The organism is Blautia sp. AF26-2 (assembly GCF_003460955.1).
GTDB classification, from domain to species: Bacteria; Bacillota; Clostridia; order Lachnospirales; family Lachnospiraceae; genus Fusicatenibacter; species Fusicatenibacter saccharivorans.
Map to the genome: position 1 here is coordinate 565 of NZ_QTWD01000015.1, position 13,121 is coordinate 13,685.

At 46.7% G+C, this 13,121-nt stretch carries 14 protein-coding genes and 1 pseudogene; 6 read left to right on the plus strand and 9 right to left on the minus strand.

What is annotated here, in order from left to right:
- Positions 1-267 (plus strand): Fic family protein (locus tag DWY63_RS18560; protein ID WP_442857756.1); only part of this gene is annotated, 267 nt, incomplete at its 5' end.
- Between the two features lie 71 nt (positions 268-338).
- On the opposite strand, the gene DWY63_RS16010 is transcribed toward DWY63_RS18560, so the two are convergent.
- The 9 genes and pseudogenes from DWY63_RS16010 to DWY63_RS16055 all read right to left on the minus strand — a co-directional run bounded on the left by DWY63_RS16010 (position 339) and on the right by DWY63_RS16055 (position 7,980).
- Positions 339-638 carry a CD1845 family protein gene (locus DWY63_RS16010; RefSeq protein WP_117802621.1) on the minus strand — a complete coding sequence of 100 codons (300 nt, stop codon included), beginning with the start codon at positions 636-638 and terminating at the stop codon, positions 339-341.
- 169 nt (positions 639-807) lie between these two features.
- Positions 808-1,149 (minus strand): annotated as a pseudogene (locus DWY63_RS16015) (ParA family protein); the annotation flags it as partial.
- A gap of 119 nt (positions 1,150-1,268) precedes the next feature.
- Positions 1,269-3,254 (minus strand): recombinase family protein, encoded by a 1,986-nt coding sequence (locus tag DWY63_RS16020; RefSeq protein ID WP_117802647.1) that lies wholly within the window; start codon positions 3,252-3,254, stop codon positions 1,269-1,271.
- Positions 3,235-3,465 (minus strand): helix-turn-helix domain-containing protein, encoded by a 231-nt coding sequence (locus tag DWY63_RS16025; protein WP_055303625.1) that lies wholly within the window; start codon positions 3,463-3,465, stop codon positions 3,235-3,237. The genes DWY63_RS16020 and DWY63_RS16025 overlap by 20 nt, the downstream gene beginning before the upstream one ends.
- A gap of 90 nt (positions 3,466-3,555) precedes the next feature.
- Positions 3,556-3,741 carry a hypothetical protein gene (locus DWY63_RS16030; RefSeq protein WP_117802622.1) on the minus strand — a complete coding sequence of 62 codons (186 nt, stop codon included), beginning with the start codon at positions 3,739-3,741 and terminating at the stop codon, positions 3,556-3,558.
- 16 nt (positions 3,742-3,757) lie between these two features.
- Positions 3,758-5,047, minus strand: a complete 1,290-nt coding sequence (locus DWY63_RS16035) for a plasmid recombination protein (protein ID WP_055303623.1) — start codon at positions 5,045-5,047, stop codon at positions 3,758-3,760.
- Between the two features lie 348 nt (positions 5,048-5,395).
- Positions 5,396-5,611: a hypothetical protein gene (locus DWY63_RS16045; protein WP_031473406.1), complete on the minus strand. Its 216-nt coding sequence runs from the start codon at positions 5,609-5,611 to the stop codon at positions 5,396-5,398.
- A gap of 400 nt (positions 5,612-6,011) precedes the next feature.
- The gene (locus tag DWY63_RS16050; protein ID WP_070100996.1) at positions 6,012-7,385 is read right to left on the minus strand and encodes a DNA primase family protein; all 1,374 of its coding nucleotides are present in this window, start codon (positions 7,383-7,385) and stop codon (positions 6,012-6,014) included.
- Positions 7,360-7,980 (minus strand): CHC2 zinc finger domain-containing protein, encoded by a 621-nt coding sequence (locus DWY63_RS16055; RefSeq protein ID WP_117767770.1) that lies wholly within the window; start codon positions 7,978-7,980, stop codon positions 7,360-7,362. Before DWY63_RS16055 ends, DWY63_RS16050 begins: the two co-directional genes overlap by 26 nt.
- Before the next feature lie 222 nt (positions 7,981-8,202).
- Between DWY63_RS16055 and DWY63_RS16060 the strand changes: the two genes are divergently transcribed.
- The 5 genes from DWY63_RS16060 to DWY63_RS16080 all read left to right on the plus strand — a co-directional run bounded on the left by DWY63_RS16060 (position 8,203) and on the right by DWY63_RS16080 (position 13,116).
- Positions 8,203-9,306 (plus strand): DUF6076 domain-containing protein, encoded by a 1,104-nt coding sequence (locus DWY63_RS16060; protein ID WP_055303620.1) that lies wholly within the window; start codon positions 8,203-8,205, stop codon positions 9,304-9,306.
- 125 nt (positions 9,307-9,431) lie between these two features.
- On the plus strand, positions 9,432-10,598 hold the full coding sequence (locus DWY63_RS16065) for a hypothetical protein (protein WP_117802623.1): 1,167 nt from the start codon (positions 9,432-9,434) through the stop codon (positions 10,596-10,598).
- 23 nt (positions 10,599-10,621) lie between these two features.
- A complete protein-coding gene (locus DWY63_RS16070) occupies positions 10,622-11,305 on the plus strand; it encodes a response regulator transcription factor (protein ID WP_117802624.1) in 684 nt (227 codons plus the stop codon).
- Positions 11,306-11,372: 67 nt separating this feature from the next.
- Positions 11,373-12,287: an ABC transporter ATP-binding protein gene (locus DWY63_RS16075; protein WP_055303617.1), complete on the plus strand. Its 915-nt coding sequence runs from the start codon at positions 11,373-11,375 to the stop codon at positions 12,285-12,287.
- Positions 12,280-13,116, plus strand: a complete 837-nt coding sequence (locus DWY63_RS16080) for an ABC transporter permease subunit (protein WP_158557451.1) — start codon at positions 12,280-12,282, stop codon at positions 13,114-13,116. Before DWY63_RS16075 ends, DWY63_RS16080 begins: the two co-directional genes overlap by 8 nt.
- The last annotated feature ends 5 nt before the right edge of the window (positions 13,117-13,121 follow it).

A 13,121-nucleotide genomic window follows, 5' to 3' on the forward strand; every position in this document is an offset into this window, starting at 1 on the left:
TACATCATGTGCGGTGCTTCCGCACATGATACAGCACATGATGCCGCACATGATACATCTGTGATCAGCAAGCAAAACTTGCTATTGGAATTTTGTGCAGACCCTAAAAGTCGAGATGAAATGCAAACATATATTGATGTTTCCAGCCGTTCTCACTTCAGCAAATATTACCTCAAGCCTTTATTATCTTCTGGTAAACTTGAAATGATGTTTCCAGACAAACCCAAAAGCAAAAACCAGAAATACACTACCGTTCATTCCAAATAACCAAGAAGCAGGGAACTGGGTCTCATCTCCCATTGTCCTGCTTCTTTTCATTCCAGATTTATTCACATCATTTACCCATACATCCAATCCTGGATCGCAAATTTCAAATCCTGCACCTTACCCAACAGCCAGATCGCCGCAAGCGGCAATCCCATCGGGCTAATCAAAAAAGCTATACCCAGCAAAATCACACCATTCTGCGGGGAATAGGTAATAATCACAGCCACACCAAGCAGAGCAATTATCGTGCTGAGCAGACCAAGCACCAGACCGGATATGTAGATCAGCCCCGTACAAAGCCAGACAAAAATCGTCAACACCAAAATGGCCGGTGCAGTTACAATCATCAGCAGGCATTTCAAAATCTTCATTCCAGTTCCTCCCTCCAACGCTCCAGATACCGTTTGCACAAGGCATCTGCTTGCCTCTCATCATCTTCCGTCAACTCCCGTCTGCCTTTGGTCAGTTCAATCTCCACATAAGTCCGGTAATCATCGGCTAAGAGGTCGAACAGTTCCTTTGGAGTATGGCACACCTCGCCAAGATAGTCTCACGACTCATAGCATTTACCAAGGATACTTCCATACCGGAAAGTTGAATGTCGGCGGGCATCAAGTCTACTCCCTCCGGGTGATGCAGGATACCCTCGCCGGAATGAATCGGCTCATCCATCAGGATATGCCCCATAGCATCCGACAGTGTAAATGGCAGCTTGTCCGGTTGCGGATTTCCCAAGCTGATTGTCAGGCTTCCTTGTGGGTCCCCGTCGATCAGAAGCACTTTCTTTCCGACCTGTGCCAGACCTATTCCCAAGTTCGCACAGGTTGTTGTTTTGCCAACGCCGCCTTTCTGGTTTGCGATGGCGATGATTTGTGTGTTCAAATAAACCTCCTCCTTCTACAAAAAATATCCCTATTCCGAAAAATAGGGATGAAAAAAGCCGCTTACTCAAATAAATGAATAAACGGCTATGTAAGAAATATTCGATTGTAAGTAAAGTTTTATATCACTGCAAAATACCGAAGTGCATCTTTGATTGCTTCTACCTTTTCTGGTGTCGGATGCTTCCTCGGCTGTTTCAATTCTTCTACCGCATTAGGCGCATCATACATTGGCAAGCCTAAATCTCTCTTTACCTCTGCGATATATGCGGTATGTACTTTGAAACCGTATTTCGCTTCTATGTACTCCTTAATCATTTTGTAGGTCACTTTTTCTTTGGGCTTGTACGCTTCGGCTCTTTTAGCAATACTATCTACCGGAATCTTGCCCTCGCCCTCTCCAAACTCCACATCAATGTGGATATAACTGTCGGCTTTTTTGTGGGATAAAAGAACTACCGTCTCGACAGTTGTTTCAGTTTCCAAGGGAAGTTCTTTCACTTCCTCGCCATCAACAGGCACAGGGAAGTTGAACACAATCTTTCTTATCCAGCTTCCGTCTTTCCTTTTCTCCGGGAACATCTCAATTCGCTCGATAAAGGCTTTCATAAACTCTTTCTGTTCCGCTTCTGTTGCGGAATGGTAGACTTCATCAAATGCCAGTAAGAGCCGATAGATATTGTTACCGGAGATTTTCTCCTGCTGAATGCTGCGGATTTGACCTTGCAATTCACCAATCTGAACTTCGATATCCTCTATTGTATCATACTGCTCATCATAGCGGCGCTGCAAGTCCAAAATCTTTCTGTCATAGTGGGCATCGTTGATGTCCAAGGTGTCCATCTGACGCTCCAAGCGGCTTTTCGTTCCAAAGGCTTGCTTCAACTGTCCTTGCAGGACGGCGATCTGCTTTTCCATATCCTCTGTATCAACAGCCGAGCCGATTTTCGCCTGAATCGCTTCTACAAACCGGGGATTGTTGACCATAGCGGATATAATCTTAGCCACAAACTTGTTGATCTCCGTCTGCTCGATATTCAGTCGGAAGCTGCACTCATGTCCGGTAGGTGTTACCGTGTTTTTGCAGTAGTAATAATACCTCGTTTTCTTGTCCTTGCTGTGAGCCCTGGCGATATTGCCGTACATACTCTTTCCGCAGCATGGGCATTTCAGAATGCCGGACAGGATGTGTGCATGATCTGGATTGTTGACCTTTTCCCGCTTAAAGGAATTGATCTTACGCTTTTCCTGTGCCAGATACCAATCTTCTTCCGAAATGATGGCTTCGTGCTGTCCCTCATAAATCGGGAACTCCGACTGCTCAACTACGTGCATCTCATTTCTTGTGCCTTGCTTCTTTTCCGTCCTGCGTCTGCCATAGGCGATCTTTCCCATGTAAACGGGATTGTCCAATACATCCTGCACGAAGTTCCTTGAAAATCCGGGAATGGTATTGTTCTGCCGCAGTTTCTTGATAAAGCCGTTGCGGTTCAGATATTTAGCAACCCCGGCAACGCCCTCGTTGGTGTGAATGTAGCGGTCATAAATGACACGGATTACTTCCACTTCATCCTCCGCAATGACCAAATCTCCGTTTTCCAGTTTGTAGCCATAAGGAGCGAAACCACCGTTCCACTTGCCCTCACGAGCCTTTTGCTCACGTCCTGCCATTGTCTGGGTGCGGATATTCTCTCGCTCTATTTCTGCCACCGCAGACAGCACGGAAATCATCAGCTTTCCGGCATCCTTTGAACTGTCGATGCCATCCTCCACGCAGATCAGATTGACACCGAAATCCTGCATGAGCTGCAAAGAGTTCAGAACATCCGCCGCATTTCTGCCGAATCGGGACAGCTTAAAGACCAGCACATAGGAAACGCCGTCCTTGCAGTCCTGGATGTCATTCAGCATCCGTTGGAAGTCCTGCCGCCCTTGGATATTCTTTCCGGAAAATCCCTCGTCAGAATACTCCCCGGCAATAACCATATCTTCGTATGCCGCATACTTCCTCAGCTTGTCACGCTGGGCATCCAAGCTGTACCCGTCAACCTGCATAGAGGTGGACACTCTTGTATAAATATAGCATTTAAGTTGTTTCTTTTTCAGAATCTCCACCTCCCTCATTCATTTCCTTTACCATAAGTCCCTCGTTGCGGATATAATACTCCAAAAGCCACAGCACATAATCCGGTGCATGGCGGTTGTCCAATTCCCACTCGGTCATAGTCCGGTAAGGGATATGGACGAGCTTGCAAAAATCTTTCCGGTTCAGTCCTGTGCTTTCCCGCAACTTGATAATTCTGTTCTTACAATCCATCTGTCTTTTCTCCATAAAAAACAAAAATACACGTTGCGTAATCATTATAGCATAGCCGCAGTGAATACGCAACGTGTAAATTGTAAATTTTTACGCAGCCTTATTCGTCAAAGGCTGTGCTTGATTACTTTCCTTGGAATGCTCCACTTTCTGAGGGGCATCCTGTTCCAATTTATCCAAAACCTGATGTCCATATTTCTGGAGCATCTGGCTCATAACATCCATACAGCGGACAAATGCCGCATTATATTTTGCATCCTCATAATATTTCTTCAATAGGCAGTTACCTCCATCAAATTTCCATGTCCTGTCCACGCTTACGGGCAGGTGCTTTGTGTTCCTGTGTTTCCTTTCCTCTGGCGAGGATGGAATTGATAAAAGCCCGAACCTTTTCGGATGCAATTTCCAGTGCATCCAGGAAAGGCTGGGCTTTTTGCTTCAACTCTTGATATTTTTTATTCGCTTCTTCACATCGCTGCTTCCAAATGGATGCAGACTTTTGAGCAGATTCCAGTTTCCCTTTCAATCGCTCATTCTCTGCATGAAAGAGAATGCCGTTGGTGGCATAGCGTTTCAACGTGTCGCATTCATCCGGTGTCAGCGTGATATTGTTTCCGAACGTGGCTTTCTTGCCCATCGCTTCAATATCCTGCACCGTAAGTGCAATGGCCTTTGCTGCCTTGGTTTCCTTTTGCAGAGCTTCCAGTTTCTTTTTCTGCTTTTCCGTAGCAGCTTTAGCATCCTCCAAACTCTGTTCTGCCTGTGCCACCTGTCCTGTCACAGCTTCCAAACGCTGCTGTTCCGCCTGCACCTTAAACTGTGTCACCGTCAGATGTTCCTCGGTGCTGCCACGCTCTCCACGCTCCACATCGGTATATCCGGCAGCACGCATGAAATTAAAAAAGTCATCCTGCAACACGCTGTAGGATGACCTTAAAATCTTTTTTCCTTTTTCATTGAGCTTGGGATTTCCGTCCTCGTCAAGCACCGGTTTGGAGTCCCATTTCTTACTTCGGCTGACTTGTGTGATCGTTTCCTTTACCGTTCCCCGGAGAGCTTCATCCTTACATCGCTTCGACCAAAGGATCTGCTTTTCCACTACCGGAATATAAACCACATGGAGGTGATAGTGGTACACATCCTCGCCAAGAGCTTCGGACATTGCCCGGTTGTGCTCATCGGCGTGCATCACAGCAGAGAGGATATACTGCTCACCGCCTACGATCTCCACGGCGGCTTTATAGGCATCAGCATAAAACTGTTTTGCAAATTCATAGCCGCCGTGGTTGTAGAAATAAGCGGAGTTCACATCAAAAACCAACTCGCCGTATTTGATGGCATCCGGTTTCAGACCTCTGGTGGAGATCACGCCATCCTGTTCCATTTGCTCAAACATTTTCACATAATCATCGGTGGGAGTCTTGAAGTGAACATTCAGCGGAGTGCGTTCCGGCACAATGTCTTGATTGCTGTAACTGTCCTTTTCTCGCTCATTGTGTTCCTGTATTTTTGCCACATCGTCCGGTGTCGGTAAGTCCTGATTCCGGGCTACGGTGCGGTCTATTCCATCATTTCTTGCCATAGATTTTTTGTCCTTTCCTTAAAATTTGCAGACAGCGGGGAGCTGCGGAGAGGCACTTTTTCAAAGTGTAATAACCCACTATAACACTTTCATCCATACTGGCTGCAAAGTGCCGTGGGCTCTCCGAGGGCTCTCCCGAGGGGGAGTGCGGTTGCTGCGGCAACCTCTGCTGACCAATGCGAAAATGTCTGCAACTTTTCCCATGGTCAGCCCGTCTGCATGAAGCTGTTCCGGTGAACTTCTCTTTGCAGACGGCGGCAGCGAAAAGCGTATCTTTCACTGCCATCCATAGACAGCACTGCGGTGTGCCTATGGGGACGGGAACTACGAGGGGATGTTGCCGGGGCATCACTTCTCCCGTCTTTGCTGCCATACGATGTCGTATCCCAGCACATCGGCAAGCTCCAATACTTCCTTGTATCGGATGCTTTCCCGCTGTAATTTTGCGGACAGGTTGGAAACGCTGTCGCTCCAACCGTACTCGTCCGAGAGCAGGTCAACTACTTCCTGCATAGTCATTCCGGCACGGATGATCTGTGCCTTGATTTCGTTGCGTACATTCATATTGTAAATTCCTCCATATTTTTGATTTACAATTCGGTGCAAAGGCTACTCCCCAAAGCGGAGCAGATGCACCGAACAGTGAAAAATCTGCTTTCTCCAAAATCGCTTTCATTTTGTGAGTGCGATACTCTGTCCATACAGGCATATATCCCACTTTGCTGTTCCGTGGGATTTTGTCTGAAACAGTGAAAACACCCATTGTTTCGTAAACTGGGTGCATGGTTTGGAGAAGCACGATTTGGTGAAATGGTTTCGTCCTGCGGTCAAGAACTTTGCTGTTTCCATTACCATTGATTTTCAATGCCCGAAAACAGGTCAGTTCTGACAGCTGATTATTCCTATAAAAAAGGAAAACAGGTAAAACGCTGTGTACATACATACAGAAAACGAAAGACAGGAATCAGTCCTGCCATTCCTCCGGTACGTACGTACATGGCGAAACGTCGTAAAACCCGTTTATATTAGGTCGTGCCACAGCTTCCACACCCATAAATCCCCATACCCGCCGTCCGGCTGAGTTGGTGATGTTGTTGCAATGCTCCAAATTAAATTTCTTTGCATTGGCAACCATGGCATCGCTGAAGCTGCGGGATTTCAGAGGGGCAAGGGAGTTTTCCTCACACCACAGGCGATAGATAGCGTAAAAGTCCTTGGAACTGATGGACGCATCCGCCTTGCGCCGGATATATCCCTCGGAATCCATGAAGTCAAAAATGTTGTTATTGTCACGCTTGACCGCTTCCCGGTTTTCACGGATGCGGTCGCTCTCCGTAAACTTAAAGTTGTTGGCAACAAGCCGCTGCAAGCCTTCAAATGCCCAGAGGAAAATCCCCTCGGCTTCGGCTTTCATCTTCTCTGCAAGATCGGGATCGTCGGCTCTGTCCACGGGCTTTTCCTTGGTAGTCAGCACAAGCTGTCTACGGTAAAAACCATCGCTACGGTCATACAGGGCTTGCAGATCGCCATTGCTGAATGCCATCAACCGGGCGAACATCCAGCCCTGATAGCTCTGTTTACCTTTGCGTTCCAAATCCATCTTGCCCTGTGCGGTTACAATGGATTTTACATAGTTGGTCTGGCGCAGAGCTTCCATCCGCATATCATCATCCACGCACAGCAGGATGTGTTCCAGATCGGCACGGGCGAAGCGGTTTTCGGAAATTTTACCGATACTGCCGTCTTTCATATTCGTGCCGAATATGGTGGACAGCACTGCACCGATTTGAGATTTGCCCTCGCCGCCGTTGCCCTTAATCACCATCATGCGCTGCCCCTTGTTGGAGGGAATCAGGCAGTAGCCGATAAACTCCTGCAAGGTGGGAATATCTTCTTCATAGAGCAAACCGTCCAAAAAGTTCAGCCACAGAGCAGGTGCAGCAGCGTTTGGATTGTAGGAAACAGGCAAGCGGCTCTGTACGATTTCCTTTTTCCCCTCGATAAATCTTCCATCCAGCATGAGCGTTCCGTTGGCAACATGGATGCGGTCAGGCTGGGGAGGAAGATCCTCAACCATGGCTTCCAGTTTCAGCAATTCCATGATGTTTTTGATCTTCTGCGGTACGCTGCTGATGGTGTAGCTTTTCAGCTTTTCGTAGACCTCGCCCCGCAGGACAATATCATCCGTTACCCGTCCATTGGGCGTAAAGAAAGCCCTGTTTGCAAAGATGATTCTGCTCTCTTGCAGAAATTCTTCACAAAACAGAGCTTCATTGATATTCTGCCCATCAAACCAGACAGGCAAATTCATATCAGGCGTTTTCCGGTTCTTCGCCATGGTGTGCCACCTCCTTTTTCTTTCGTGCAGTGTACTCTTTCAGAAAGTCGATATACCCGTCCTTCATCAGTTTGTCCACAACAGCTACACGCTGTTCCAATTCGCCCACGGTCAGCACATCTGCCATATATTCGATATGGCAGTGCATCTGGCAGGCTTCCACAAAACGGTCATCATAAGGCTCGTCCGGTGTCTTTGGTGCATAGCGCACTTTCCAATCCTCCAACAGATGCAGATAATCCGTCAGCACCCGGAAACACAGCATTTCATCCTCCCGGAACTGACGGATATAGGGACGCTTTGGCTTGACCATAGCTGCGGCAGTGGGCGGTTTCGGGTCAAGCCCAAAGTCCGCAGCCAGCTTTTGCACTGCTTCATGGTTACTCAGATTGAACAGCTTTGCCACAAGGTCGATCACGTCTCCCTTGGCTCCGCAACCGAAGCAGAAGAAATAATCTTCATTCAGCTTCAAGCTCGGATGCCGGTCATTGTGGAATGGGCAGCAAGTCATACCGCTGCGGTTGACTTTCAGCCCATAGTGCTCGGCAGCTTGCTTCACGCTGATCGCCGCCTTGATGTTTTCATAGATTGTCATAGAAAAACCTCCGTTCATAATAGTCTGGAAAGCACGAAGCACCCGCCGTGATTGGCAGGTGCTTCGCCCTTTCTACTATGGTTATGACGGATTTGAAAAAAAGCAGGCTAAAAGCAGGACAACCTCATTTCAAAAAACAGGACAACTTATCTGATGATGTAGATTTCTTCACATTTGCATGGTATAATTAGAAAAGTGAAAAAACAGGACAGGAGGGCAAGCATGAATCAAGAACTGATGACATTGGATTTTTGGCAGGATACGGTCATATATGAGGGCAAAATATTTCCTATCGGTACTCTTGCCTGTGATGCGCTGAATGTTCCTGCGGATACCCTCGCAAGAATGAACGAGCAATGCGAGAAAATCAATCTACTGCTTGGAATGTTAAACGCCGGACAGGATGCTTCCGCACTCTTTCCTATGGCAAAGGAAGCTGTGCTGACAATGGTGGATATTCTCAGCGAAACGCCGCCGTTCTCCAATATGAATATTCCAAAACATAGAGAACGGATTGAAAAAGTCTTTACTGCGGACAATGCGCTGAAATATATGGAGTTTGCCATAAAAGCCGCAACTAATTCCTTGCAGTTTGAAGAAATCCCGAACTATGCCGATGCAATGATGCTCCAACGATATACTGCTGTATTCGGGCATCTGGCATACTCCCTTGGGGAATACCAAACCGCAATGCTTGATTTTGCGGAAAAATCAGACGGAAATGAAGCAGACCGTACCGCAGAGGGCTTCGCCAGAATGTTCGGCAGCTATTTCCCGCCGGAGTTCTCTATCACGGAGGGCAATGCCTGGATGTCTACCCTGAACAATTCCGTTCAGTATGTATCGGTCATCCGTCCCGGCGAAAAAGTTGCAAAGCTCGTCAAGCGAATCCATTATGTATCCTTTGTGGGGATGTTCCGGTCTGATCTCTTTGAGGGCTTGTGTGTCGGTCATGCACCGAAGAAATGTAAAATTTGCGGCAAATGGTTTCTGACAACCAACGCAAGGCACACCAAATACTGCGGCGGCTATGCGCCGGGGGACAAGCTACACCGCACCTGCCGACAGATCGGCAATCTGAAAGGCAGAGAACAACGGGAGCTTGCAGACGATCATCCTGTTATCCAGATATACGAAAAGCGGCTGAATACCATAAACCGCTATATCAAGCGTGGCAAACTGGATGAGGATTTAGCAGAGGTTATGAAGAAACTGGCGAAAGATAAGATGCTCCGGGCAAAAAGTAATGTCGCTTATGCCAAGGGAACTTATGAGAAAGAAATGGAACAGGTTGCTTTGAAGAAAGAAGCCCAAAAGTGCATTTGAATTTGTTAGGAGGAACAGTCAATGAAAATAGGATTTTTGTTTTTCTTGGTTTTCTGTATAATTGCAATTTTTGCGAGTAAGAAAAAGAAATAAATTTGAAATTGGACGTTGAAAGGAGGTGCGCTATGCTAAGTGATTTTACATGGAATATGACCGGATACATACCAAAATACGCTGTCAATCCGCACGGTGATGGTATCATTCCCTATATGGCAGAGCGCATCTTCCAACTGGAACCGGAGCCGCCAGCGGTGGGCAGTCTGAATGAATATATCCTGTCTGCCTTGCGGGAAAAGAATTTGATATATTTCTCGTTCTTCCTCCACCATTATGAGCCACAGCTCAATAAGCGCATCAAAGGCTTTTGGGGTGTGGATGGCGGCGATCTGTACGATACAGACCGTTTTATAGATATAAAGCTCTCCTGCAGGGAACAAATGCTGATGGACTATGATCCTGCCAAGGGTGCGGAGTATGCTACATACATTTTCCCGTTCATCCGGGATGCTATGCTCCGCTTCCGCATGGGCGAAGAAAAATGGTCGGTATCCTCTCTGACCAATTATAAAATGGTGCGGTCAATGGCTTGGCTGTACCATAACACCAAGGATGCGGTCAGCGAGTTTTCCAAAAAGTATAACTGTGACTTTGCCCTTGCGGAAGAATATCTGAGAGTTGTTCGAGGTATCCGCAATCAGCAACCATTCTATGTGACAGATGAGGACGGCGAGGAAACGGGCGAAGATGTTGCTCTTGATGATACTTGGAACTACTCCGACATCCTCTGGAACGGCATACAGGCAGAAAAGGTGCAGCGAGCTTTTGATAAGCTGAACTACCGGGAACAGACCTTGCTTGAAAAGCGGCTGGCAATCTGCATGACCTGCGGGCATGTCGGCTCATGGAAAGGCCGTCCCACCTTTGAGGAACTGGCTGTAATGTTTGAGGGCAGCACTGCCAGCGGTGCGGAGCGAGCCTACCGCAGAGCAGTGGACAAACTGACAGAATTGTTGGTTGCCGAGGGCGCAATCCATGCTGTCCGCTTGAAACAGAAATCCAAGACCAAACGAAAAAAGAAAATCGCCACCGCAATCTACGAATACCAAGCAGACTGCGACGGCGAATGGGGCCAGATTTCATTTGATTTTGAGAACGGCACATCAGAAATAGTCCGACTTGCCGATTGGGATACAATGAAAACAAACCGCTTTGCGAACAAGGCAATAGCCTACCTTCTAAACTGCGAAAACGAGAAGTTGCCAAAGGAAACGATAGTAGCGTTTGAACTATAAAAGGAAATTGACGAGGAACGAGAATGAAAACAATCGCAATCATAGATGATGATATTCATATTGGAGATATGCTGAGAGAAGTGCTGGTGCAAGAGGGCTATTCTGTTCTTCGTGCATACTCCGGCACAGAAGCGTTATATCTTCTTTCACAAAACAATCCCGATTTGGTGCTGCTGGATCTGATGTTGCCGGGATTGTCTGGCGAGGAAGTTCTGCCCCACATTGAGAACATTCCTGTTATCGTTCTCAGCGCAAAAGTAGATGTGCAAGACAAGGTAAATCTTCTGCTGGGCGGTGCGGCAGATTACATGACCAAGCCTTTTGATACAAAGGAGCTTCTTGCCCGTATCACTGTTCAGCTCCGCAAGGCAGAACAACATGGCGAAACCAAATCTCTTTCCGTTGGCGATTTGGTTTTGGATATGGTTTCCCTTTCTCTGACAGTACAGGAGCAGCCTGTGAAGCTGACCCGAACGGAGTATGCCATCTTAAAACTGCTGATGGAAAATCCCAAACAGGTAATTTCAAAGAGTGTCCTGCTTGACAGAATCAGTCTGGACACACCCGACTGCACCGAGCGTTCTTTGAAGCAGCACATCAGCAATCTTCGTAAAAAGATGCAGGATGTCAGCGGTGTAGACTATATCGAAACAGTCTGGGGAATTGGTTTCAAATTGGCAGAACAAAAAATCTTGACCAAATCTTGACGTTTTTCTTGACCACTTTCTTGACTTTTGTTTTGTAAACTTAGGTCAGCAAAGGAGGTAATACAATATGAACTATATTTTGCAAACAAACAGCCTGACAAAAAAGTATAAAAACTTTCAGGCATTGAATGGTCTTACTATGAATGTTCCCAAAGGTTCCATCTATGGCTTTGTGGGAAAGAACGGCGCTGGTAAGACAACCCTGATCCGCTTGATCTGCGGATTGCAGGAACCGACTTCCGGTAGCTTTTCTCTGTACGGCATCCGCAATGACAGCAAGGATATTATCAAATCCCGCCGTCGCATGGGTGCTGTGGTGGAAACACCGTCCATCTACATGGATATGACTGCGGAGGAAAATCTGAAGCACCAGTATCTCATTCTTGGTCTGCCATCATTTGATTGTATTCAGGAATTGTTGAAGCTGGTAGGTCTCGACAACACGGGAGAGAAAAAAGCGAAGAACTTCTCCCTCGGTATGAAGCAGCGTCTGGGCATCGCTATCGCATTAGCCGGTGATCCCGACTTTCTTGTTCTTGATGAGCCTGTAAATGGTCTCGACCCTCAGGGTATTGTGGAAATGCGAGAACTGATTTTGAAGTTGAACCGAGAAAAACAGATTACAGTTCTTATTTCCAGTCACATTCTGGATGAACTTTCCCGTCTGGCTACTCATTACGGTATCATTGATAATGGTCGCATGGTGAAGGAACTGAGTGCAGAAGAACTGGACACAGTTTGCCGCAAGTGTGTCCGCATGGAAGTGACCGATACTTCTACTCTGGCTCGTGTGCTGGATTCCATGAATCTGGAATATAAAATTATCTCCGCAACAACAGCCGATGTGTTCGCAAAGATCAATGTGACACAGCTGACCGTTGTACTGGCAAAGGAAAACTGCGAAGTGCTGTCTATGCAGGAAAAAGATGAAAGTTTGGAGAGTTATTACATCTCTCTGGTTGGAGGTGATAATAATGCGTAAACTTTTTCGAGCAGCCTTTTACCGTACAGAGAATAAAAAAATGATTCGAATAGAATTAGTGATTGCTGTATTGCTTTCCGCATTCATCATCCTCAACGGTTACTTCCAGACGAATTTGACTAATGCATACATCTATAAGCTGGTCGCCCGTTTTTTTGGATATTCACCCCTGATGGGACCATTTATCGCCGTATTTGCCGCATATTTGTGGGGAACAGACTATGAATATGGAACTCTGCGCAATAAACTAATCTGCGGACACACTCGTGAAGAAGTTTATTTTTCCAATCTTCTCCTGACCATATGTGCTGGACTGAGTACTGCACTAATCTGGTTGATAGTTAATGGGATGCTGGGTATTCCGCTACTGGGTACGGCAAGCCTGAACCTCTCTTTGGGAGAGATGGCATTTTATATTTTTTCAAGCCTTTTGATGGTCGTTGCACTCTCCAGCGTATGTTGTCTGTTGGCAAGTCTGGCGGAGAACAAAAACTCAGCGACACTTCTTTGTCTGGGAGCTGTAGCTGCAATGGTCATAATCGGGATGCTCCTTTATGATCGTTTTGCAGAACCAGAGTTATTGGATGGATGGATGTGGAGTGATACAGACCCAACTGTGCGATGGCATCCCCAAAATATCAAATTCATCGGTGGAACATTTCGTATCCTGCTGGAATTTCTTATCTGTCTGACACCTGGAGGACAAGGTGTAATTCTTTGCGAAGAAGGGGTGGAACACCTGATTTTTCTTCCATTGTGCTCTGCGTTTGTAATTTTTTCAACATCTCTTATAGGAAGTCGTTCCTTTAAGAAAAAGAACCTAAAGTAAGGAGG

Excerpts from the sequence above, each read along its gene's own strand:
- DWY63_RS16010 (WP_117802621.1), bottom strand. The coding sequence starts at position 638 with ATGAAGATTTTGAAATGCCTGCTGATGATTGTAACTGCACCGGCCATT.
- DWY63_RS16025 (WP_055303625.1), bottom strand. The coding sequence starts at position 3,465 with ATGGATTGTAAGAACAGAATTATCAAGTTGCGGGAAAGCACAGGACTG.
- DWY63_RS16035 (WP_055303623.1), bottom strand. The coding sequence starts at position 5,047 with ATGGCAAGAAATGATGGAATAGACCGCACCGTAGCCCGGAATCAGGAC.
- DWY63_RS16045 (WP_031473406.1), bottom strand. The coding sequence starts at position 5,611 with ATGAATGTACGCAACGAAATCAAGGCACAGATCATCCGTGCCGGAATG.
- DWY63_RS16050 (WP_070100996.1), bottom strand. The coding sequence starts at position 7,385 with ATGGCGAAGAACCGGAAAACGCCTGATATGAATTTGCCTGTCTGGTTT.
- DWY63_RS16055 (WP_117767770.1), bottom strand. The coding sequence starts at position 7,980 with ATGACAATCTATGAAAACATCAAGGCGGCGATCAGCGTGAAGCAAGCT.
- DWY63_RS16060 (WP_055303620.1), top strand. The coding sequence starts at position 8,203 with ATGAATCAAGAACTGATGACATTGGATTTTTGGCAGGATACGGTCATA.
- DWY63_RS16065 (WP_117802623.1), top strand. The coding sequence starts at position 9,432 with ATGCTAAGTGATTTTACATGGAATATGACCGGATACATACCAAAATAC.
- DWY63_RS16070 (WP_117802624.1), top strand. The coding sequence starts at position 10,622 with ATGAAAACAATCGCAATCATAGATGATGATATTCATATTGGAGATATG.
- DWY63_RS16075 (WP_055303617.1), top strand. The coding sequence starts at position 11,373 with ATGAACTATATTTTGCAAACAAACAGCCTGACAAAAAAGTATAAAAAC.
- DWY63_RS16080 (WP_158557451.1), top strand. The coding sequence starts at position 12,280 with ATGCGTAAACTTTTTCGAGCAGCCTTTTACCGTACAGAGAATAAAAAA.